Raw genomic sequence first — 22,120 nt, 5'->3', positions numbered from 1 at the left:
GTTGGGGGCACGGCTCGGGGACCGGGTCGTGGTCTCGATGCGTAAGGGGTGGGAGCAGGTCGCGGCGGTGCTGGGGGTGCTGCGGGCCGGGTGTGTCTATGTTCCGGTCGACCCCGCCCTGCCCGCTGAACGTATCTCCTACCTGGTCGAACACACCGGGGCCCGGGTTGTTCTGACTCAGCCCGGGGCGGAAGAGGGGCCGTGGCCGGCGGGTGTGACGGCGGTGGCGGTCACCGCGGAGGGAGCCGGGCCCGAGCCGGGTGGTCACATCGTCCGGCGGGCGGTGACGGACCTGGCGTACATCATTTTCACCTCCGGTTCGACGGGTGTGCCGAAGGGGGTGATGATCGATCACCGGGGCGCCCGCAACACCGTCGAGGACATCGACGAGCGCATCGGGCTGACGGCCGGTGACCGGGTGCTGGGTGTGTCCAGCCTGAGCTTCGATCTGTCGGTGTGGGACATCTTCGGCACTCTCGCGGCCGGTGCGGCCCTGGTGCTCCCGGACCCGGGGTCGGAGCGTGACCCGCAGCACTGGGGCGAGCTCGCCGACGCCCACGGTGTGACGGTCTGGAACTCCGTGCCCGCCCTGTTCGAGCTTTATGCCGAGCACCGGGCGCGGCACGAGCCCCGGGCGGGGCTGCGGATGGTGATGCTCTCCGGTGACTGGATCCCGCTGTCGCTGCCGGAGCGGGCGTGGAAGACGTTCCCGGGCGTGCGGGTGATGAGCCTGGGCGGGGCGACGGAGGCGTCGATCTGGTCGATCCACCACCCGGTCACCGAGGTGGACCCGGGCTGGGCGAGCATCCCCTACGGGACGGCGCTCGCGAACCAGACCATGTACGTACTGGACAGCCGGCTGCGGGTACGGCCGCCGTACGCGACGGGTGGGATCTTCATCGGCGGTGCGGGAACGGCGCTGGGGTACTGGAAGGACGAGGAGAAGACGGCGCGGTCCTTCATCGTCCACCCCCGCACCGGGGAACGCCTGTACCGGACGGGTGACCTCGGCCGGTTCCGGCCCGACGGCACGATCGAGTTCCTCGGGCGCGAGGACCAGCAGGTCAAGATCAACGGCTACCGCATCGAACTCGGCGAGATCGACGCCGCGCTGGCCGCGCACCCACGGGTCAGTGGGGCCGTGACGGTCACCGACACCACCGGTCAGGGCGGCAAACGACTGGTGTCCTACGTGACGCCGGAGGCCGACGTCGACACCGGTGCACTGAGGGAGTGGCTCGAGGCCAAGATCCCCTCGTACATGGTCCCGCCCGTCCTGATCGCCATCGACGAGATCCCGCTCAGCGGCAACGGCAAGGTGGACCGCAAGGCCCTGCCCGCTCCCTCCCGCACCCGGACCGTCACCGTCCACACGCCCGCGGCCACCCCCGTCGAGCACGCCCTTGTCCAGGTCTGGTCGGAACTGCTCAACCCGTCCGAGCCGCTGTCCACCACGGCGAACCTCTTCGAACTCGGCGCGGACTCCCTGCTCGCCCTGCGCGCCACCGCCGCCGCCGACCGGCACGGGTTGCGCCTGCGACTCGCCGACGTCTTCGCCCACCCCACCATCACCGGCCAGGCACTGGCCGCGGGTTCGGCGTCGGTCGGCTCCACCCCGGACGACCCGGTCGGACCGACCGGAATGACACCTTCGCAGCGCTGGTTCCTCTCCCAGGACCTGCCGCAACGCCACCACTGGAACGACGCCTCCTTCCTGCTGGCGCTGCAGCGGCCGCTCGACCCCGCCGTACTGGCCCGGGCACTCGGCCGCGTCCTCGAGCACCATGACGCGTTGCGGCTGCGCTTCGCCCAGGACGCCGACGGCGCCTGGACGGCGCACGTGGCGCCGCAGGACGAGGCGGAGCCGCTGCCGTTCACGGTCCACGACCTGTCGCACCTGGACAGCCGGGCCCAGAAGAAGCGCAGCGTCGAGATCAGCGACGAGCTCCAGGCCAGTCTCGACCTCGGCCGCGGGCCACTGCTGCGCATGGCCTACTTCGACATGGGGGACCGGCCGCACTGCGTGCTGTTCCTCGCGCACTGGCTGGCGGTCGACCACTACTCGGGCCGCATCCTCCTGGAGGACCTGCTCGGCGGCTACGCCGACCTGGAGGCCGGTGGCGAGGGAACGCTGCCGCCGCGGACGACGTCGTTCCGGTCCTGGGCCCGGGGGCTCGCCGAGTACGCGAACTCCCCGGAGGTGACGGCCGAATCCGGTTACTGGGCGAGCGAGGCCCGCCGGAACACCCCGCCCTTCCCGGTGGACGGCACGGAGGGCCCCAACTCGCTGGAATCGCTGGAGAACGTCACCGTGCGCGTCGACCGCGAGGTGACCGACGCGCTGGTGCGCCTGCTGCCCCGGCACATCAGGGCCGACTTGTCCGAAGTCCTGTGCTCCGCGGCGGTGCGCGCCCTGCACGCCACGTACCCGGACGACGACGGTGCGCGGCGGGTCCTCGTCGACCTGGAGCGGCACGGCCGCGACCTCCCGGTGCCGGACGCCGACGTCAGCCGCACGGTGGGCCGTTTCTCCACACTGGTGCCCGTACTGTTCGAGCACGACCCCGCCCTGCCGGCCGACGAGGCGTTGCGCCGGGTGCGCGACCAGGTCGAGGCGCTGCCGGGCCGGGGGGCCGGGCACGGCCTGCTGACGTACCTGTCCGGCCGGCCCGAGGCCGAGGCGCTGCGCGGGCTGCCCGCGGCGCAGATCGGCGTGAACTACCTCGGCCAGGTCGACGAGGTGTTCCTGCGCAGTGACCTGCTGAGCGTGCCGCGCATGGCCTACGGCAGGCAGCGCAGCGGCACCGGCACCCGGTTCCGGACCGTCGACGTGATCGGGTTCGTGGTCGCGGGCCGGCTCAACCTCACCGTGGGCTTCAGCACCAACCGGCACTCCGCCGCGACACGCAAGGCGTTCGTGGCGGCCCTCACGGACGAACTCGGCCGGCTCGCCCAGTGGGTGCGGCAGGCCGGGGACTGAGCCGGCGCGGGTGTGCCCGGGGACGGACCCGTCCCCGGGCACACCCCTGCGCGGGGGCGTCCGCTACGCGGCGAGCAGCAGCGTCAGCCCACCCAGCGTCAAGGCGATCATCACCACGAACAACGGCACCTGCGGCAGGACCCTGCGCCCGCTCGGCAGCGCGCCCACGGCGGAGTCATGAGCCGCGATCACGCCGAAGACGTGCCCGGCGACGACGGACACGACCTGCAGGAGCGACAGGACGATCGCCGACGGCAGCGCGTACGCCACGACGGTGGCGTCGCCGTGGTGGACGGTGAGCGGTTCGCCCGAGACGAAGAAGACGTCGACGAACCGCTGTGCCTCCACCATCAGCACCGAGGCGTAGTGCGCGAACACGTAGCCCACGGCGACCGGCACGAGGGACGGGGCCATCAGACCGGCGCCCCAGGAGGCACCGCGGGACAGGTGCCGTGCGGTCCACGCGCTGAGCCGCAGCAGACCCAGCATCAGCAGGGCCGTCCCGAGCAGCCCGGCGGTGCGCGCCGGCGAGGTGGGCAGCCCGTCGCTCACCGCCCGCCAGGCACCGGTGTTGGCGAAGCTGTCGAACGCGGTCAGCGCCAGCATCACCGACACCAGGGCGGTCAGCCCTGGTTGCTCGCGCACCCCGGCCAGCCCGTTGAACGGGTTGCGCAGGACCAGGCGCCGGGACCCGTCGTGGGAGCGGCCCAGCGGGGACATGGCGGCGATGAGCGAGGAGTACACCTCGAAGGTGTCCCCGCGCTCGAACCAGCGTGATCCGTACATCGTGGCGGCGATCAGCTGCACCGCCCCGTACACCCACAGCCACAGCAGCACGGCCGACGCGGACCCGCGCCCCGGCGCGGCGAGTTCGAGCCACCCGAAGCAGAGCAGACCGACGGCGGCGGGCCACACCCCGACACGCTCCGGCAGCCGGCGCAGCCCCGCGTCGGGCGGGACGCGGGTCAGCGCGCAGACCACCTCGTGCACGGAGCGCAGCGGGTTCAACAGCCGCCAGACGGGCCCCAGGAGCAGGGAGGCGGGCACGAGCCCGACCCAGAACAACACGTAGATCATGCCGATGCCCAGATCGTGACCGCCGTAGCCCGTCGTCAGCACGGTCAGCGTCAGCAGGGCCAGGGCCGCGCCGACCACCCGCAGCGTGCGGCGCAGCAGCGGGTGGTCGGCGGTGAGCGACAGCGGCTCCGGGAACCCCCGCCAGACCCGGCGCTCGTCGAAGCGCGGCTCCTGCCAGCGCAGACGCAGCGCCTCGAAGGACGCGTACAGGGCGGTCACCCCGGCGATCAGCGCGTACGTACGGGGGATCGGGCCTGAACCGTGCCCGACCACGTGGGCGAGAGTGAGGGAGGGGACCATGGGCCCAGCCTGGGCGGACCCGGTCCTCGTGGCCCAGACCCCGAGGGCCGCGCCTTTGGGTCCGGCGACGGCGAAACCCGGGGTGCCCGCTCGAGCAGCCCGATCGGACTCGCCGGTGTCGGGTCACGTCGTTAGGGTTCACCGGTCACGGTAGGCGTATGGAATCGACAGGTATGCGGGTGGCCGTCGGACAGCGGATCCCCGGCTCCCCCGGCACCGACCCGCTCGGCTGGCGGAGGCACCTGGCTTTCGCCGGCGTGGTGGTCTACCTCTTCGGCCAGGCGTACGACACGTACTGGCACGCGAAGAACGTCTCCTTCATCGTGGAACCACCGAGTTCGCTGTGGACCATCCACCTCGGGATCTGGCTGGGGGCCGTTGTCACCATGGCGGCCGGCGCGACACAGCTGCGGCTCCCCGGGTTCCGCGTCACCGGCTGGCTGCTGGTCGTCGGCGGGGGCGTCGAACTCGCCGGCTACTTCCTGGACATGTGGAAGCACTCACAGGGAACGTCACTCGACTTCTACCACGACCTGGTGTGGTACGGATTCGGCGTGGTGGTGGTCGCCATGGTCCGGCTCGAGGCCATGCGCCGCAACCGTCTCGGTGCCGCGCACCGCGCGCATCGCACGGGACCGTGATGGCCCATGGACGGACGCGAAGCCGACAAGCTGAGCAAGGCCCTGGGGCCGCTCGGCGCCGAACTCCTCACCGTGCTGTGGGAGGCCGGCCGGCGCCTGACCGTGCGCCAGGTGCTCGATGAGGTCAACCAGGGGAGGCCGGAGCCCCTCGCCTACACCACGGTCATGACCGTCCTCAACCGGCTGAGCAAACGCAATGTGCTGTGCCGCACGACGGAGGGCCGCGGTTTCGCGTACGAGGCGGTCGTGCGGGACGCGGCCGAGCTCGCCGTCCGCGACGTCATCCGGGACCACGGTGTCTCCGCGGTGGTTCACTTCATCGACCAGTGCCAGTCGGAGCCGCAGCTCCACTCCCGCCTGATGAAGCTCGTGCGGACGGATTCGGACGACACCCGACAACAGACGTGAAGTACCGGTACGGGGGAGTGTTTCGAGTTGGCGCGGCTTCGCAACGGCATGCCACGGACCCTCACCGCCCGGGCGGTGATGGGCGTGTGCACACTGCTTGGGCTGGTCCTGTTCGACGTACTGGTCTACATGCTGCTGCGGCTCTGGCGGCAGCGGCCGGAGACCGGCCCGGGCCGGGGAGTCGCGGAGACGCTCAACGCCGTCGTCCTCGGCGCCGGAGTCGTGGTCGCGCTGGTGACCGTGACGGTGGCCGTCACGGTCGGGGTGCGCGGACTCCTGGCCACCCGGCGGGCCGCCCGGTGGATCGACGAACACGCCCTTTCACCCTGCGAACGCCTGTCGGCGGTCGCCCGGCGCGTCGGCGGCCCGGGAGACGACGGCATCCGGCTGGTCCAGCTCGACGTGGACGAACCCATCGCCGTCACGCACGGTCTGCTGCGGCCCGTGGTCGCCGTCAGCACCGGCCTGACGCGGCGGACGACCGACGACGAACTGGCCGCGGTGCTCGGACACGAGCTGCACCACGCCCGGCGCCGGCATCCGCTGGGGCGGCTCGTCGTGGAGACGGTCGTCTCGACCCTGTGGTTCGTGCCGGGCCCGCGGGTCGTCGCGCACCACGTGAGGACGCGCCAGGAGCTGTCGGCCGACCAGGCCGCCCTGGTCTTCGCCACGCCCAGCGTCGTGGCGAGCGCCCTGGTGAAGTGCCTGCCCGATCCCGGCCGGCCGGGCATGGGCACGGGAATGGGCGGGGACACCGCGCTGGCCGCCCGCGTCGAACAGCTGGAGCACGGGGCGAAGCGGTTCGCCAGGTTCCTGCGCTGCCATCACCTGCGCCGCTTGCTGCTGTGCGTCCTCGTTCTGCTGGCGCTGGTCCTGTACTGCGGCGTGGCGGCCGTCGTCGGAGAGCCGTTCGCGCTCTGCCGCTGACCCGTCGGCCCGTCCCTCCGTCCCCCGCCCGCGCGGGGACGGAGGGACGGGCCGACGGGTCAGCGTCCCCGCTCTCACGCCACGCGTGCGTCCGCGACGGTCAGCGCCTCGTCGATCCTGGCCAGGCCCTCCCGGGCGTCCTCCTCGCTGATGTTGCACGGAGGCGTGATGTTCAGCCGGTTGAGGTAGAACATCGCGTTCACCCCGCGCCGCATCAGTGCCCCCATCAGCTCCGCGCCCTGCGGTGTGAGCCGGTCCGGGGTGTCGTAGTTGACGTACATCTCCTTGGTCTTCCTGTTCTTCACCAGCTCCAGGGCCCAGATCGCGCCGATGCCGCGGACCTCGCCGACACAGGGGTGACGCTCGGCCATCTTTGTCAGCTCCGGCTCGAAGACCTCACGGCCCAGCCTCGCGGCGTGCTCCACGACGCCCTCGTCGCGCATCGTGTCGATCGCCTCCACCGCCACGGCGCAGGCGAGCGCGTGGCCCGAGTACGTCGTGCCCCCGGGGTACGGCGTCTTGCTGAAGGTCTCGACGATCTCGTCCGAGACGAGCACCCCGGACAGCGGTACGTAGCCGGAGTTGACCCCCTTGGCGAAGGTCATCAGATCCGGGCGCACTCCCCAGTGGTCGGAGGCGAACCAGGCGCCGGTGCGGCCGAAGCCGACCATGATCTCGTCCAGGATCAGCATGATCCCGTACCGGTCGCACAGCTCCCGCACCCCGGCCAGGTAGCCGTCCGGCGGGACGAGCACGCCGCTGCTGGTGCCGCCGACCGGCTCCAGCACGATGGCGGCGATGGTCCGCGCGCCCTCCAGGACGATGACCTGCTCCAGATGCTCCAGAGCCCGCGCGCACTCCTGCTCCTCGTTCTCGGAGTAGAACGCCGAGCGGTACGGGTACGGCGGGAAGAAGCGGACCACTCCCGCCGTGCCGGTGTCGTTGCGCCACCGGCGGGGATCACCGGTGAGCTGGATCGCCGTCGAGGTGGCGCCGTGGAACGAGTGGTGGGCGGCCAGCATCTTGAACCGTCCCGTGTGCAGCCGCGCGAGCCGTACGGCGTGCTCCACGGCCTCGGCGCCGCCGCTGGTGAACAGAACCCGGTTCAGGCCCTCCGGAGCCAGCTTCGCGATCTCGCGGGCGGCGGTGGCGCGCCGTTCCTCGGCGAAGTGCGGGGCGATGGTGCACAGCCGGTCGGCCTGGTCCTTGATCGCGGACACCAGCCGCGGATGCTGGTGCCCGAGGTTGGCGTACACGAGCTGGGAGGAGAAATCGAGGTAGCGGTTGCCGGCGTAGTCCCAGAACCACGACCCCTTCGCTCCGGCCACCGGCAAGGCCATGTGCGTGCCCTGCTGCACCCAGCCGCGGAAGACGTGCGCGGCGTCGTCGGCGGCGACCGCCTTGGCCGCTTCGAGTCCCTTGCCTGTCTCGGAAGTCGTCATGTGCAGCACGGTAGGGCGGGGCCCTTCCTCCTCCCAGTTCCGTTCGGGCGAGCTAATCGGGTACGTGATGCAGGTCGTCGGCGTTCCCGGAGGGGTTCCGCGCGGCCGGCAGGAAGCGGAACGCGGCCGGGTCGGGACGGGCCGTCATCCGCTGGTAGTGCGTGGTGCGGTAGGGCCAGTTGTTGGTGAGCACCCCGTCCCCGGTCTTGAACCAGCTGGTGCAGGAGCCGGTCCACACGGTGCCCGCGGAGCCCTCGTCCACCCGGCGCTGCCAGGCGTCCAGTGCCTGCTCCGTGGCCTCCATGCCCCGGACGCCGGCGGCGGCCCGGGAGGCCAGCAGGGCCACGCAGCGGGCGACGTGGACCGCCTGCGCCTCCAGGGTGAGGATCACCGAGTTGTGCCCCAGGTTAGTGTTGGGCCCGTACATCAGGAACAGGTTCGGGAAACCGGGCACGTGGATGCCCAGGTAGGCGCGGGCCCCGCCGCGCCACACCTCGCGCAGGGCGAGCCCCCCGCGGCCGGTCACCGTCATGGGGGCGAGGAACTCCGTGGTGCGGAAACCGGTGGCGTAGACGATCGTGTCCACTTCGCGGTGGACGCCGTCGGCGGTCTCGATGCCCTTCGCCGTGACCCGGGCGATGGGATCCGTGACCACGTCCACGTGGTCACGGGCCAGCGTCGGGTACCAGTCGGAGGACAGCACGACCCGCTTGCAGCCCACGGCGAAATCGGGCGTCAGCCGCGCGCGCAGCTCCGGGTCGGGGACCCCGGCCCGCAGATGGCGCAGGGCCATCGTGCGCAGCATGGCCCCGAGGAACCGGTTGCCCCGCAGCGCGGGCAGCAGCACCGCCTCCGAGCGGCGGAACAACATCGAGCGGTAGGCGTGGTGGGCGGCCGGTACGGCGCGCAGCAGCAGGGACAGCGCCGGGTGGAACCGGGCGTCGGGCTTGGGCAGTACCCAGTTCGCCGTGCGCTGGAACACGTGCAGCCGGCGCACCCGGTCGGCGATGGCGGGCACCACCTGCGCGGCGCTCGACCCGGTGCCGACGACCGCCACGGACCGCCCGTCGAGCACGTGGCCGTGGTCCCAGCGGGCGGTGTGGAAGGCGGTGCCCGTGAAGTCCTCCGCGCCCGCCAGCCGCGGCACGTTCGGGCGGTGCAGCTGGCCCACGGCGGAGATCACCACCTCGGCGGTGTGCGTCCGCCCGTCCGCCGCCTCCAGGGTCCACTGCCCGCGTGCGTCGTCGTAGTGCGCCGAGGTGATCTCGGTGCCGTACCGCACGTGCCGCTCCACCCCGTGCTCCCGGGCGCAGGCGCGCAGGTACTCCAGAACCTGCGGCTGCCCGGGGTAGCGGACCCGGCTGTCGCGGTAGGGGGCGAACGCGTACGAGTACAGGTGGGAGGGTATGTCGCAGCCCGCGCCGGGATAGGTGTTGTCCCGCCAGGTGCCGCCGAGGTCGCCGGCCTTCTCGTACACCGTGAACGACTCGATGCCCTGCCGCTTGAGCTGCACGGCGGCGGCCAGGCCGGCGAAACCCGCGCCGATCACCGCTATGCGTACGGAAGGGTCCTGACGCCCCGTCACGGCCGGACGGGGCCCGTCTTGCGGTACACCGACACATGGGCCTGGCTCTCGGCGGTGAAGGCGCCGCCCGCCCAGTCCGCGTACCGGTGCTCCAGGGTGAGCCCGGCCAGCCGGGCCATCAGGTCCAGCTCGCTCGGCCACACGTAGCGGAACCGCACGGTGTGCTCCCGCTCGGTGTCCGAGTCCTTGAGGCTGTAGTGCGGGTACATGTGCTGGCGGACCGGGTCGTGGCGGGCGATGCCCAGGTTGAGGCTGGTGGCGCCGGTGCGCGCCACCTCCATCTGCTGTCCGCTGTGCCGCGCCGCCTCGAAGCGCGCGGTGTCGGGCACGAAGCCTTGGAAGACGAAGGCGCCGCCGTCCGGGAGCAGGGCCGCCGCACCGGCGAGACACCGTATCTGGTCCTCCTGGGTGGCCAGGCTGTAGAGGGTGTTGAAGACGACGTAGACCAGGCCGAAGGGGCCCCGCACGTCCGGCGTCACGAAGTCGCCGTGCACCAGCGACACGGCGTCGCTGCCGGACTTGCCGCGCAGTTGGGCCAGCATCTCCTCGGAGGCGTCGATCCCGGTGACGTCCACGCCACGGGCGGCCAGCGGCAGCGCGACGCGTCCGGTGCCGACGCCGAGTTCGAGCACGCGCCCTTCCCCGGTGTCCTTCGCGACGCGTTCCGCGAGATCGGCGAGGAAACGCACGGTGGGCTCGGCGTCCTCCTGGAGGCGGACGATCCAGTTGTCGTAGATGTCGGCGAGTTCCTCGCCGTAGCTGGTGGGGCCGTAGTTCTCCTGAGTGGTCATGCCGGGAGTCAACCTCCGGGAGAGAAGGGGGACCAGGCTCCATCGGCCTGGCCATCGAGGGAGGGTGGAGCGGTCAGTCCGCCGGCAGACGGACGGCGAGCCGGGCGAACGGCCGGAAGGGGAGCCAGGCGAAGGCCCGGACCGGCTCGTGTTCCACCGCGGTGCCGGCGAACTGGGGGGCCGTGGCCACGGCACCGGTCGGCAGGGCGGCCGCCACCGAGCGGAAGTCGTAGACCACGAACCGGCCCCCGGGCCGCAGGACCCGGGCCACCTCGCCGACGGCACCGGGGACGTCGTCCCAGTGGTGCAGGCTGAGGGTCGTGACGACCAGGTCCATCGTGCGGTCCTCCAGTGGCAGGTGCGCCGCGTCGCCGAGGTGCACGGTGACGCGGTCCTCCAGCCCCTGGACGGCCGCCTTGTGCCGGGCCCGGTGCACCATCGAGGGGGCGATGTCGAGGCCGTGCAGCGCCAGGTCCGGGCGTGTGCGGGCGGCGGCGAGCAGCAGGTGCCCCGGGCCGGTGCCGATGTCGAGGACGGCGCCGCCGGCGGGCACGGCCGAGGTCTCCGAGGCGGCCCGGCGGTACAGTCCGCCGAGCAGCCGTCCGGAGAGCCGGTCGTACCAGTCGCCGCTCATGCCCATCCCGCCGGGTTCCCGGTGGGCGTGGCGGTGCGCGGGCGCGAGGCGCATGAGGCCGTGGAGTGCCGTGGTCAGCGGACGGCGCATGTCGTGTGTCTCCGGTACGTGGTGGCGGTGAGGAGGGGCCCTCGTGCGGCCCCTCCTCACCTGTGGGAAACGGTCGGTGTCCGGACGGAGGTCAGGCGGTGGAGGGTTCGGCCCCGGTGTCCGCCTCCTCCTGGGCGGGGCCCGGCCCGGTGGGCGCCAGGACCAGCAGCAGGAGCAGCAGCACGGCCAGTGGCACGCCCCAGACAAACACGTCCGGGATCGCTTCGGCGGTGGCGGCGGGGGAGAGCGGGCCGTCGCCGGCCTCGCGGGCCAGCAGGTTGCCGAAGAGCGCCACGCCCACGGCCATGCCGAGTCCCCGGATGGAGAGGTTGGCCGCCGTGGTCGCCGCCAGGTCGGGCGGTGCCGCCGCGTTCTGCGACACCACCACGAGGTTCTGCATCAGCAGCCCGAACCCGGCGCCGAGGACCACCATGGCCGCCGCCGCGTAGAGGTAGTCCCGGTCGGGGTCGATCGTGGCCAGCAGCACGAACGCCCCGATCAGGACCACCGCGCCGGCCAGCAGGTAGGGCTTGAACCGTCCACTCTTGCCGGCCTTGCCGCCCGCGATCGCCGACACGACGATGAACGGGACGAAGTACGGGATCAGGGCGAGCCCGGCGCGGGTGGCGCTCCAGTCGTACGCGGTCTGCAGGAAGGTCGGCATGAAGACCACCGACCCGTACAGCAGCATGCCGAGGACGGCCGTGGCGGGCAGGATCAGGCGCAGCGCGGGATTGGCGAACAGCCGCATCGGCAGCAGCGGGTTGGCGGCACGCTTCTCCCACTGGACGAACGCCGTGAACAACGCGACGCACGCCACGGCGAGACCGATGATCTGGACGGACTCCCAGTCGTACTCGCGGCCGCCCCATTCGGTGACCAGCAGCAGACTGACCACGGCGGCGACCACCAGGACCGCTCCGGGATAATCGACGCGGTCCGTGGCGCCGGCCCGCGGCAGCCGCAGCGCGACGGCGCACAGCACGACGGACAGCACGCCGATGGGCACGTTGATGTAGAAGATCCAGCGCCAGCCGGACCCGTCGGTGATGGCGCCGCCGACCAGCGGACCGCCGACGCTGGCGAGCGCGAAGACCGCGCCCGTGAGCCCCTGGACCTTGCCGCGCAGGTGCTGCGGGTACAGCTCCGACAGGGAGACGGTGGGGATCACGAACAGCGCGCCGGCGCCGATTCCCTGCACCACACGGGCGGCGATCAGCTGCGGCATCGACTGCGCCATGCCGCACAGCAGCGAGGAGACGGTGAACAGCACGACGGCGGCGATGAACACCTCGCGCCGTCCGTACCGGTCGCTGATCCGGCCGTAGAAGGTGCCGGTGGCCGTGGACGCCAGCACGTACGCGGTGACCACCCAGCTGAAGCTCCCGGCACCGCCGATGTCGGCGGTGATCTCCGGCAGCGCGATGGCCACGACGGTCTGGTCCAGCACGGACAGCAGCATGCCGAGGACCAGGGCGATCGAGGCGAGCGGTACGTTGCTGCGGTGGGTCTGTTCCCGGCCGGAGGTGTCGCGGGTGGACTCCTCCGGTCCGGCGGGGATGCTCTCGGTCATGTGTTCTCACGCCCTCCCGGACGCGAAGGGGTTGGGCAGCTTGAACTCGGCGCTCAGCAGGTCCTGGTCGATGATCGCCCCGGCCACCGTGCCGCTGGCGGCCGCCGCGATCACCGCGGCCATGGGCGCCGGCACCGTGGCGCGGCGCGCCATGTCGCCTGCGGCGTAGACGCCGGGCACGCTCGTCTGTGCGAACTCGTTCACCTCGACGCTGGCGTCGGGGAACACGTCGCAGCCCAGGAGCTCGGCGAACGGGGCGCGCTGGTGCAGCACGGTCTTGACGAAGACGGCGTCCCGCTCCAGCGTCGCGCCGCCCTCGAAGGCTATGTGGCGCAGCCGGCCCGTCTCGCCGACCAGCCCGGTCACCGGCTCCGTCCGCACCGTGACGTCATGGCTCTCCAGCACGTTCTGGAGCACGGGCTCCAGCGGCTCGCCGCCGGTGCACAGCACCGTGTCGGCGGTGAAACGGCTCAGCTGGAGCGCCAGCCTGACCCGGTCGGGACCGGCGCCGAGCACCGCGACCTCCTTGCCCGTGACCTCGTAGCCGTGGCAGTACGGGCAGTGGAAGGCGGACTTGCCCCACAGTTCGGCGGCGCCCGGCACGGGGGGCATCTCGTCCCGCAGCCCGGTGGCCAGCAGCAGCCGGCGGGACTCCGCCACGGTGCCGTCGGCCAGGGTCACCTCGAAGTGCTCGTCGGACAGCCGGCGTACGGAGTCCACCGCCACGGAGCGCACCTCCACGTGCGGGTAGGCGGCCAGGTTCTCCCGGCCCTTCTCGCGCAGGGCGGCGGGCGACGTGCCCTCGTGGGTCAGGAAGTTGTGCATCGCCTCGGCCGGTGCGTTGCGTCCGTCGTCGCTGTCGGCCAGCAGTACCGTGTGATGGGTCCGGCCCAGGGTCAATGCCGCCGACATCCCGGCGGGGCCTCCGCCGATTATGATGACGTCCTTCATGCTCATGTCCATGATGTGTGTCCGCTCCCGTCGTGTGACGTGTCTGATCGGCTTGACCTGGACCCAACTCTGCAAGTTAATGTCAACATGAAGTCAAGCGACGCGGACCTGTCGATGACCATCGGCGAACTCGCCGAGCGGTTCGATCTGCGCCCCCACGTGCTGAGGCACTGGGAGGCCAGCGGGCTGCTGTCCCCCGCGGAGCGGGTGAACGGCAGGCGCCGCTACACCAAGCGCCACATCGCCCGGGTCGCGATGATCGTCCGGGGCAAGGCCGCGGGCTTCAGCCTCGAACAGCTCCGCGACGTCCTCGACGCAGGGAACGCCGACGCCCGCCAGGTCCTGCTGCGCGCCCACTACGAGGAACTGGAGCGGCGCATCCGGGAGATCGAGGCCTCGCGCACGCTGATCGAGCACGCGATGAGCTGCCGCGCACACGACTTCACCGAGTGCCCCGGCTTCAGCCGGCTGGTGGAGTCACTGAACGAGGGGGCCGCGGACGCGGAGGCGTACTCGGTGGAACTGCGCGGGCACGTCCACTGACGCCGGCCGCCCGGCGCGCGGGGTTCCCACGGGAGTCCCGCGGGGCGCCCGTCCGGTCTCCGCGGCCGGCCTGCCGCTTCCACGGAGACCGGGACGCCGCTCCTTACCGGACCCCCGAGAACGACACCCGCATCCGTTCCGGGCCCCGCAGGATCACGTGCGGGCGGTACTCCAGGGACTCCGTCACCACCCGCGGGTCCTCCACCCGGGAGAAGAACGCCTGCAGCGCGAGCGCCGCCTCCAGCTTGCCCAGGTTCGCGCCCAGGCACCGGTGCACCCCGCTGGAGAACGACAGGTGGTCCAGCCGCCGGCCGGCGGCGCGGGTGATGTCGAAGCGGTCGGGGTCGTCGAAAACATCGGGGTCGCGGTTGGCGGCCGCCGCCAGCAGCAGCACGTCCATGCCCGCCGGGACCTCGAAGCCGTCCTCCAGCCGGATGGGTTCCTTCGCCATCCGGTGCAGGATCTGCACCGACGGCTCGAACCGCAGGATCTCCTCCACCGCCGGGAACGCCAGGGAGGGGTCCTCCCGCAGCAGCGCCAGCTGGTCGGGGTGACGCAACAGGGTGAGGATGCCGTGCGAGATCAGGTTGGCGGTGGTCTCGTGTCCGGCCATCACCAGCAGCGCCAGCGTGGCCAGCAGCTCCTTCTCGGTGAGCCGGTCGCCCTCCGCCTCCGCCTGCACCAGACGCGCCAGCAGCCCCTCACCGCGGGCGCCGCCGGCCGCGATCAGATCGCGGAAGTACTGGTAGAAGGCGGCCCGGGTCTCCGTGTCCTCCTTGTCGATCTCCGGCGTCCGGTTCGCCGCCATCAGCGGGTCCAGCGCCCGCCCCAGCACCGTGGACCAGGTGCCGAAGATCTTGTGGTCCTCCGGCGGGACCCCGAGCATCTCGCAGATCACCCGCACCGGGACCGGGTAGGAGAACACGCTCGGGATGTCGACGGGCGATCCGGCCCGGGCCACCTGGTCCACCAGGTCGTCGACGATCTCCCTGATCCGGCCCTCCAGGCTCTGCACCATGCGCGGCGTGAACGCCTGGGTGACCAGGCCCCGCAGCCGGGTGTGGTCGGGGGGGTCGAGGAAGGTCATGACCTCCTTGCGCGACTCGACCGCGTCCGTGCTGAGGATCCTGGACTTGCCGCGGTCGGCGCTGGCCGACGGGGAACGCAGCACGGTCTCCACGTCCTTGTGCCGGCCCAGTACCAGCAGCGCGCCGTCCATCGCGCGGAAGGGCGACGCCTCACGCATCCGATGGAGCACGGGATACGGGTCGGGGCGGTTCGCCGGGTCGAAGAAGGTGATCAGATGCTCTTCCGGGCTCCGCGCGGGGGAAGTCGTCGTCTCCGTCATGGGCCGAGGATCCTGCCACCGCCCGGCGCCCGGACAGCCGCCGACGCCGTGGTCGTTCGGGCACCTCGCATACACCCTCCAAAGGGCACTCCCCCCGCGTGCGCCGAGCCCCGAAGGTAGCCAGCCATGGGAACCGAACCGCTCGACCCCGTGACCGCGATGACCGCGTACGCGGCGCCGCCGCCGCGGGGAGCAGCTTTCGACGCCTGGCGAACCTGGGAGGGCCGGGACGGCGCGGACGGAGTGATCGCGGCGGGCATCCTGGCGGCCAACGCCCGCAACGTCCAGCCGTGGCGGTTCACCGTCGGCGACCACTCCACCCGGATCGACGTGTACGCCGACCTCGGCCGCCGGCAGGGCGCACTCGACCCGTTCGACCGCGAACTGTACGTGGGACTCGGCTGTGCCCTGGAGAACATGGTGCTCGCCGCCCGGGCCCGCGGGTATGAGCCGGAGCTGAGCCTGATGCCCGACCCGGCCCGGCCCGAGCACGCAGCGGTCGTGCGGCTCGCCCCCGGCGAGCGAGTCCCGTCCGAGTTGTACGACGCCATCCCGCACCGGCGCACCAACCGCGGCCCGTTCCTGCGCCGGCCGTTGCCCCGGCCGCTGCTCGACGAGATCACCGCGCTCGCCGGTGACGACCCCGACGGCCCCGCCCTGCTCTGGTTCGCCGACGACGGGGGACGGGACCGGGTCGCACGGCTCCTCGTCGAGGCCACCGAGGCCGTCATCGCCGACGAGGGCCAGTCGCTCGCCGGCCACCGCTGGTACCGCGGCACCGACCGTGAGATCGAGCGCAGCCGTGACGGGATGACCGTGGACACCCAGGGCATGCCGCCCCTGATGAGCACGCTGGGCAAGCGGCTGCCCGCGCCCTCGCGCCGCACGGCCGACCGGTTCTGGCTGCGCAACACGCGCAACGTGCACGTGGCCACGGCCGCCGCCTTCGGAATGGTCACCGTGACCGACTCCGACGACCGTGCGCAACGGATGCGCGGCGGGCGGCTGCTCCAGCGCGTCCACCTGTTCGCCACCGCCAGGGGGCTGGCTGTCGGCCACCTCAACATGATGACCGTCCGAGCCGACCGGGAACGCGAACTGGGCCTCCCGCCGCGCTTCGGCAAGGCGCTGGAAGAGCTGGTCGGCGACCCCGGCAGACAGGCACTCGTCACGTTCCGCATCGGTCGTCCGGAGCGTGCCGCGGGCACGAGCCCCCGGCGGCCGGTCGCGGCCGTCCTCGGTACCGACGCCGGGTGATGCGGGGCTTCCACCCCACCGTACGGCGGACCCGCTCCGCCACCATGCCGAGGAGGCAGAGACCACCATGTACGACGCGATAGTCGTCGGTGCCCGGGTCGCCGGAGCGACCTCGGCCATGCTGCTCGCGCGGGCCGGCCACAGGGTCCTCCTGCTCGACCGGGCGACCTTCCCCAGCGACACCATGTCCACCCACTACGTGCACCAGCCCGCCATCGCCCGGCTCGCCCGGTGGGGCCTGCTCGACCGGCTCGCCGCTACCGGCTGCCCGCCGCTCGACGTGGCCCGCTGGACGCTCCAGGACGTCAGCATCACCGGTTGCGCACCGGCCGTCGACGGGATCAGGACCGCCTACGGTCCCCGCCGCTACGTACTCGACCACCTCCTGGTGAACGCCGCCACGGAGGCGGGCGCCGAGCTGCGCGAACGCGCCAACGTCACCGGTCTTGTGCGGGACGGCGACCGGGTCACCGGTGTGCGCGTCAAGGGCGCGGACGGCCGGGAGACCACCGAGCGGGCCCGTGTGGTGATCGGCGCCGACGGCATCGACTCGCTGGTCGCCCGGGAGGCGGGCGCCCGCAGGTACGAGGAGGCCCCCACCCTCAACTGCCTCTACTACACGTACTGGAACGGCCTCAAGGCCGACTACGAGGTCTACGTCCGTGACCGGCGCGCCATCGGGGTGGTGCCCACGCACGACGACAACGTCATGATCGGCATCCAGTGGCCGCGCGCCATGTTCGACAGCGTGCGCGGCGACATCGAGAGCTCCTACATGCAGGCCCTGGAGGACACCGCTCCCGAACTCGCCCAGCGCGTACGGGAGTCGGAGCGGGCGGCCCGGTTCACCGGCACCGGCCGGCTGCCGAACTTCTTCCGCCGGGCTTCCGGGACGGGCTGGGCGCTGGTCGGGGACTCCGGCTTCCACAAGGACCCCGTGGGCGCCTTCGGCATCAGCGACGCGCTCCGGCACGCCGACCTCCTGGCCGGGCTGCTCAACCCCGCGCTCGGCGGCGAACGCCCAGTCGACGAGGCGCTCGCGGACTTCGCCGAGCAGCGCGACGAGGACGCCATGCCCGAGTACTTCTTCAACCTCCAGGCGGCCCAGCTCGAGCCGATGCCGGAGCTGCTGAACGTCCTGCGGGTGATCCAGGACGACCAGGACCAGATCGACCGCTTCTTCGGCCTCATCGCCGGCAGCTACACCTGGGACGTCTTCTTCACCCCCGACCTCATCGAGCGCGCCGCGGCCCTCACCGCCCAGGACACCTGACCACCGCGTCCGTCGTACCGCACCCACGATCAGCAGAGAGGCAGACACCACGATGACCCAGACGCCAGGACGGCGGATCCGGCAGCTCTTCGAGGAAATCTACAACAAGCACGACTTCGACCGTGCGCCGGAGTTCTTCGCCCCCGGCTACGTCAACCACCAGCCGGGCGCGGCCCCCGGTGTGGAGGGCCTGCAGACCTGGGCCACCACCATGCTCACCCTGGTGCCCGACCTCAGCTGCACCATCGAACAGCTGGTGGAGCAGAACGACCGGGTCCTGGTGTACGTCCGGTGGCGCGGGACCATCGGCGGGACCGAGCAGGAGCTGTCCCAGCAGACCGCCAACCTCTACCGGCTGAGCGACGGCCGGATCACCGAGCACTGGAGCGTGTTCGACTACTCCTCCCTCACCCGGCTCGGCATGACACCGCCCGACCAGACCACTCAGGCCACCGGCGAGCCCGACTGGAACGCCGGCCCCGCCGAGCAGGCCAACATGCGGCTGGTGCAGCGGGTGTGGGACGAGCTGATGCACCGGCACCTGCTGGAGAAGGCCGACGACTACTATCGGCAGGACTACGTCCAGCACAACCCGTTCGCGGCGCGGTCGGGAAGCGGTCTGCGGGGCATGAAGGAATTCTTCGCCGGGCTGTTCCGGCTCGCGCCCGACCTGGTCGGCGACATCACCCAGATGATCGTCCAGGACGACCTGGTGGGCATCTTCTGCGTCTGGCACGGACACGAGGCCGCCTCGGGCGAGGAGGTGCGCCTGCACACCTCCGACCTGCTGCGCATCGAGGACGGACTGATCGCCGAGCACTGGGACGTCATGGACTACGCCGCCGTCGCCCGGTTCGGCGTCTCCGCCGAGGGCTGAGCCGGGGAACCGGACACCACGTGCCGGAGGGGAAGACCGGGACCGGTCTTCCCCTCCGGCACGTGCGGACCGCGGCGGACGGCGCCCGCCCGGTCCCCGCAGCACACCACGGCCGGTGCCGGATCCCGTCCCCTGCCGGACCGCCCACCCCCTCCCGGGCGGGCGGTGCGGCGCGGGGCCGCCGACCGCGGGCACCCGTGCCGCGGGCCGCGTCGGGGATCCGGTGGGGGCCTACCCGGCGGGGAACACGGTCACCGGCAGCCGGGCCAGCCGGCGCTGCATGAACAGGGGGAGCCACTCGGGCGCGTCGATGGTCTCCGAGACCAGCCGGACGGGCCAGTGGGCCAGCGCCTCCAGCAGCAGGGTGCCCTGCTGCTTGGCGAGCGCGGCGCCCAGGCAGTAGTGCAGGCCGTGGCCGAGCGCGAGGTGCCGTGCGCCGGGCCGGGTGATGTCGAAACGGTCCGGGTCCTCGTAGACCGCCGGGTCCCGGTTGGCGGCGCCGATGAAGGTGAGGACGCGTACGTCCGCCGGCAGGGTCCGGCCGCCGATCTCCACCTCCTCGGCGGTCCAGCGCCCGCCCCCCGCGGTGGCCAGCTGCAGCGGACTCTCGTGACGCAGGACCTCCTCGGTGGCCGCGGCCGCCAGCTCCGGGTGTTCGCGCAGCAGGGCCAACTGGCCGGGGTGGCGCAGGAAGGACAGGAACGCGCTCGCGGTGAACGCGACCAGCGTCTCGTGGCCCGAGATGAACACCAGCGCGGCGTTGGCGTGCAGCTCGCTGCGGCTCATCGAGCCCTGCCGGTGCGCCCCCACCAGGGACGAGAAGAGGTCCTCGCCCGGGTTCTCGCCACGCACCCGGGCCAGATGGGCGAAGTAGTCGTCGAACGCCGCGTAGGCCTCCACGGCGCTGTCGATCGAGGCCGGGGCAGCCGGTATGTCGGCGGCCGGCGACATGGCCTGCCCCCAGTCGCGGAGCTTGGGCAGGTCCGCCCGGGGGATGCCCAGCAGATCGCCGATGGCCTGGAGCGACACCGGGAAGGCCAGTTCGTCCACGACCTCCAGGTGGCCGCGGCGCAGGGCGTCCGCGAGGATCCCGTCGGCCAGCCGGCGCGCGTCGGCGAGGACCCCGCCCAGCCGAGGCGAGGCGAAGGGGCGCCGGGTCAGGTTGCGCAGCCGGGTGTGGTCGGGCGGGTCGGTGAACAGCAGGGTCCGGCTCATGGACCGCAGCGACTCGGGCACCACGGTGGCCATCAGCTCGGCCACCGGGTCGGGCGGCTGCAGACGCATCCGGGGGTCGGCGAGCACCGCGGTGGCGTCCGCGTGACTGCTCACCACGTACGAGTCCAGGTAGTCCCAGTGCACGGGGCCGCCCAGGGCCCTGATCCGCTCGTACTCCGGGTACGGGTCGGCCCGGAAGGCGTCGTTGTACGGGTCGAAGTCCTCCAGCGTGGGCACCTCGCCGGACACGGTGTCCTCCGTGGGCTGATGGGTCATCGGATTCCCTTCGTGCCGTTCAGCTCCGCCAGGGCGTCGGCGGGCAGCCGCCCGAGCATCGCCAGCAGGTTGTCGGGGGCGAAGAACTCCTCCCCGGGCACCGAACCCGCGATCATCCCGAAGAACCGGTCGGCGTCCTCCTGGTGCGCGGCGACGACCCGGACCAGCTGCCGGGTCATCGGGTCCAGGTCGAAGCCGGCCGCCTCGCAGGTGAACTCGTAGATCAGCTCGGAGGCGGCGTTGCGGGTCCGCTCGTAGCCCGCGAGCGCGGACTCCCACTCCTCGGTGCCCGACCACACCCGGTCGACGGCGTCGGCGAGCAGTTCCGCGTCCCGCCAGGCGTCCGAGATGCCCTGCCCGGTGAGCGGGTCCTTGTGGTAGCCGGCGTCGCCCACGAGGGCCCAGCCGGGGCCGTACGGCTTTCGGTAGAAGTTGCCCAGGTCGGCGGTGCCGCGGAACCGGCCGACGCGCTCCGCGCCGTCGGCCAGCTCGCGCGCGAGCGCGGGCGCCGCCTCGGCGATGGCCTTGTGGTAGTGGCCCTCGATGTCGGTGCGGTAGGTGGAGAAGAACGAGTGCGGGCGCGCCACCTGGATGAGACAGACGTCGTCGTGGGTCGGGATCACCCCGATCTGCTTGTCCCCCATGAGGTACACCTCGTTGAGGTGACGGCGCCGCGGCGGCAGACCGCGCCAGTAGGCGTAGTAGACGACCGTCAGCGGCGGCCGCTCGTGGTACTTCTCGGGGCCCGTCTCCCGGGCCACCAGCGAATTGCGGCCGTCGGCGCCCACCACCAGCGCGGCGCGCGCGGTGTGTTCCTGGCCGCGGCAGTGGTAGCGCACCCCCTCCACGCGCCCGGCTTCGTCCCGGAGCAGGGAGCGCACGGTGCACCGCTCGCGCACCTCGGCCCCCGCCTCCCGGGCCGCGTCCACGAGCAGCGCGTCGAGCACGGTACGGCGCGGGGCGAGTGCCATCGCGACACCCTCGTACGGGGGAGCGAACCCCCGGACCGACAGGTCGTCGCCGAACCACCAGACCGCCTCGGTGATCGGCGGGCAGCCGGTCGCGGTCAGCCGGTCGAGGAGACCCCAGCGCCGCAGCCGGGCGAGGCCGCTCGGCTGGACGTAGTGCGTCGAGACGGTGTCCTTGGGGAACGCCGCACGGTCCAGGACCAGCACGCGGTACCCCTTGCGGGCCAGCAGCATCGCCAGTGGCGATCCCGCGCAGCGGGCACCGACGACTATCACGTCGTACATATGACCTCCGCGTGCGTGCGGGGCGGCCGGCGGACGCCGGTGCCCCGCACAGCAAAGCCACGCGGCCGGAAGTCCGGAAGGCCTGGGGGAGGTGCCCACTCGGGCAGCGCCTTCGGCCCGGTGTCCCGGACGCTCCCCGGCGGCGCCCGATCCACCGCCCTGACGGCCCTGTCACCGCCCGCGGCCGCCCGGCAGCCTGAGGGCCGTCCGAGACACCGGTCCCACCGACACAGGAGCGTGGCGATGCCCCTGGACACCCGCAGGTTCGAAGAGATCAAGGAAGCGGCCGGACGCCGCAAGGAGGAGGAGGTCCTCGACTTCGCCCGGCAGCAGACCGGCGGCATCGCCGGACTGCTCGACGACGTCTTCGGGAACATGCCCGAGGCGTTCCGGGCCGACCGGGCCAAGGGGCAGGAAGCGGCCTTCCAGTACCTGATCAACACACCCGACGGGGTCTTCGAGTACTTCGTCGAGATCGAGGGCGGCAGCTGCCGCACCGGCCGGGGGCGCACGGAGTCCCCCAAGCTGACCACCACCGTGGGGCTGCCGACCTTCCTCAAGCTGCTCACCGGCCGCCTCAACGGAATGCAGGCGTTCCTCGGAGGCAAGGTCAAACTCGCCGGCAACACCCTCTACGCCGCCAAGTTCGAGCACTGGTTCGAGCGTCCCGCCTGAGCAG

At 72.2% G+C, this 22,120-nt stretch carries 19 protein-coding genes; 9 read left to right on the top strand and 10 right to left on the bottom strand.

The features are described 5' to 3' along the window. Window positions 1–2,980: non-ribosomal peptide synthetase (locus IH50_RS0115350; protein WP_158801234.1), on the top strand; the 2,980-nt coding region annotated here is incomplete at its 5' end. Between the two features lie 63 nt (window positions 2,981–3,043). On the opposite strand, the gene IH50_RS0115345 is transcribed toward IH50_RS0115350, so the two are convergent. Beyond that, a complete protein-coding gene (locus IH50_RS0115345) occupies window positions 3,044–4,357 on the bottom strand; it encodes a hypothetical protein (RefSeq protein WP_030861552.1) in 1,314 nt (437 codons plus the stop codon). 158 nt (window positions 4,358–4,515) lie between these two features. Here IH50_RS0115345 and IH50_RS0115340 point away from each other — a divergent pair, with 158 nt between their 5' ends. The 3 genes from IH50_RS0115340 (at window position 4,516) to IH50_RS38755 (ending at window position 6,333) form a co-directional block, all read left to right on the top strand. Next, window positions 4,516–4,998 (top strand): hypothetical protein, encoded by a 483-nt coding sequence (locus IH50_RS0115340; RefSeq protein WP_158801232.1) that lies wholly within the window; start codon window positions 4,516–4,518, stop codon window positions 4,996–4,998. Between the two features lie 6 nt (window positions 4,999–5,004). Beyond that, window positions 5,005–5,406, top strand: coding sequence for a BlaI/MecI/CopY family transcriptional regulator (locus IH50_RS0115335; protein WP_051767321.1), 402 nt, complete (start codon window positions 5,005–5,007; stop codon window positions 5,404–5,406). A gap of 84 nt (window positions 5,407–5,490) precedes the next feature. Continuing rightward, window positions 5,491–6,333, top strand: a complete 843-nt coding sequence (locus IH50_RS38755; protein WP_158801230.1) for a M56 family metallopeptidase — start codon at window positions 5,491–5,493, stop codon at window positions 6,331–6,333. 74 nt (window positions 6,334–6,407) lie between these two features. Here the strand turns inward: IH50_RS38755 and IH50_RS0115325 are convergent, their stop codons facing one another. The 6 genes from IH50_RS0115325 to IH50_RS0115300 all read right to left on the bottom strand — a co-directional run bounded on the left by IH50_RS0115325 (window position 6,408) and on the right by IH50_RS0115300 (window position 13,399). Beyond that, window positions 6,408–7,775: an aminotransferase class III-fold pyridoxal phosphate-dependent enzyme gene (locus IH50_RS0115325; protein WP_030861545.1), complete on the bottom strand. Its 1,368-nt coding sequence runs from the start codon at window positions 7,773–7,775 to the stop codon at window positions 6,408–6,410. Between the two features lie 52 nt (window positions 7,776–7,827). Continuing rightward, window positions 7,828–9,360, bottom strand: a complete 1,533-nt coding sequence (locus IH50_RS0115320; protein ID WP_051767320.1) for a flavin-containing monooxygenase — start codon at window positions 9,358–9,360, stop codon at window positions 7,828–7,830. Next, a complete protein-coding gene (locus IH50_RS0115315; protein ID WP_030861541.1) occupies window positions 9,357–10,151 on the bottom strand; it encodes a class I SAM-dependent DNA methyltransferase in 795 nt (264 codons plus the stop codon). Before IH50_RS0115315 ends, IH50_RS0115320 begins: the two co-directional genes overlap by 4 nt. A 73-nt stretch (window positions 10,152–10,224) precedes the next feature. Beyond that, entirely contained in the window at window positions 10,225–10,875 is a 651-nt protein-coding gene (locus tag IH50_RS38750; protein ID WP_051767319.1) for a class I SAM-dependent methyltransferase, read from the bottom strand. A 91-nt stretch (window positions 10,876–10,966) separates the two neighbouring features. Then, window positions 10,967–12,448: an MDR family MFS transporter gene (locus IH50_RS0115305; RefSeq protein WP_051767318.1), complete on the bottom strand. Its 1,482-nt coding sequence runs from the start codon at window positions 12,446–12,448 to the stop codon at window positions 10,967–10,969. Between the two features lie 6 nt (window positions 12,449–12,454). Continuing rightward, window positions 12,455–13,399 carry an NAD(P)/FAD-dependent oxidoreductase gene (locus tag IH50_RS0115300; protein ID WP_030861535.1) on the bottom strand — a complete coding sequence of 315 codons (945 nt, stop codon included), beginning with the start codon at window positions 13,397–13,399 and terminating at the stop codon, window positions 12,455–12,457. A gap of 87 nt (window positions 13,400–13,486) precedes the next feature. Here IH50_RS0115300 and IH50_RS0115295 point away from each other — a divergent pair, with 87 nt between their 5' ends. Further along, a complete protein-coding gene (locus IH50_RS0115295; protein ID WP_030861532.1) occupies window positions 13,487–13,942 on the top strand; it encodes a MerR family transcriptional regulator in 456 nt (151 codons plus the stop codon). A gap of 103 nt (window positions 13,943–14,045) precedes the next feature. On the opposite strand, the gene IH50_RS0115290 is transcribed toward IH50_RS0115295, so the two are convergent. Then, complete coding sequence (locus tag IH50_RS0115290) at window positions 14,046–15,290, bottom strand: cytochrome P450 (protein WP_030861530.1); 1,245 nt, start codon at window positions 15,288–15,290, stop codon at window positions 14,046–14,048. Window positions 15,291–15,416: 126 nt separating this feature from the next. Here IH50_RS0115290 and IH50_RS39720 point away from each other — a divergent pair, with 126 nt between their 5' ends. The 3 genes from IH50_RS39720 to IH50_RS0115275 all read left to right on the top strand — a co-directional run bounded on the left by IH50_RS39720 (window position 15,417) and on the right by IH50_RS0115275 (window position 18,697). Further along, a complete protein-coding gene (locus IH50_RS39720) occupies window positions 15,417–16,547 on the top strand; it encodes an Acg family FMN-binding oxidoreductase (protein WP_051767317.1) in 1,131 nt (376 codons plus the stop codon). A gap of 67 nt (window positions 16,548–16,614) precedes the next feature. Beyond that, window positions 16,615–17,820 carry an NAD(P)/FAD-dependent oxidoreductase gene (locus IH50_RS0115280; RefSeq protein ID WP_030861525.1) on the top strand — a complete coding sequence of 402 codons (1,206 nt, stop codon included), beginning with the start codon at window positions 16,615–16,617 and terminating at the stop codon, window positions 17,818–17,820. 52 nt (window positions 17,821–17,872) lie between these two features. Further along, window positions 17,873–18,697: an ester cyclase family protein gene (locus tag IH50_RS0115275; RefSeq protein WP_030861523.1), complete on the top strand. Its 825-nt coding sequence runs from the start codon at window positions 17,873–17,875 to the stop codon at window positions 18,695–18,697. Window positions 18,698–18,928: 231 nt separating this feature from the next. On the opposite strand, the gene IH50_RS0115270 is transcribed toward IH50_RS0115275, so the two are convergent. Both IH50_RS0115270 and IH50_RS0115265 read right to left on the bottom strand, forming a co-directional pair. Then, entirely contained in the window at window positions 18,929–20,188 is a 1,260-nt protein-coding gene (locus tag IH50_RS0115270; RefSeq protein WP_030861521.1) for a cytochrome P450, read from the bottom strand. After that, window positions 20,185–21,441, bottom strand: coding sequence for an NAD(P)/FAD-dependent oxidoreductase (locus IH50_RS0115265; RefSeq protein ID WP_030861519.1), 1,257 nt, complete (start codon window positions 21,439–21,441; stop codon window positions 20,185–20,187). The genes IH50_RS0115270 and IH50_RS0115265 overlap by 4 nt, the downstream gene beginning before the upstream one ends. A gap of 243 nt (window positions 21,442–21,684) precedes the next feature. On the opposite strand from IH50_RS0115265, the gene IH50_RS41640 reads away from it, so the two are divergent. Beyond that, the gene (locus IH50_RS41640) at window positions 21,685–22,116 is read left to right on the top strand and encodes an SCP2 sterol-binding domain-containing protein (protein ID WP_030861517.1); all 432 of its coding nucleotides are present in this window, start codon (window positions 21,685–21,687) and stop codon (window positions 22,114–22,116) included. Window positions 22,117–22,120: the final 4 nt, after the last annotated feature.

The organism is Streptomyces sp. NRRL S-37 (assembly GCF_000721605.1).
GTDB lineage: Bacteria > Actinomycetota > Actinomycetes > Streptomycetales > Streptomycetaceae > Streptomyces.
This window is presented reverse-complemented; position numbering and strand designations above follow the sequence as displayed.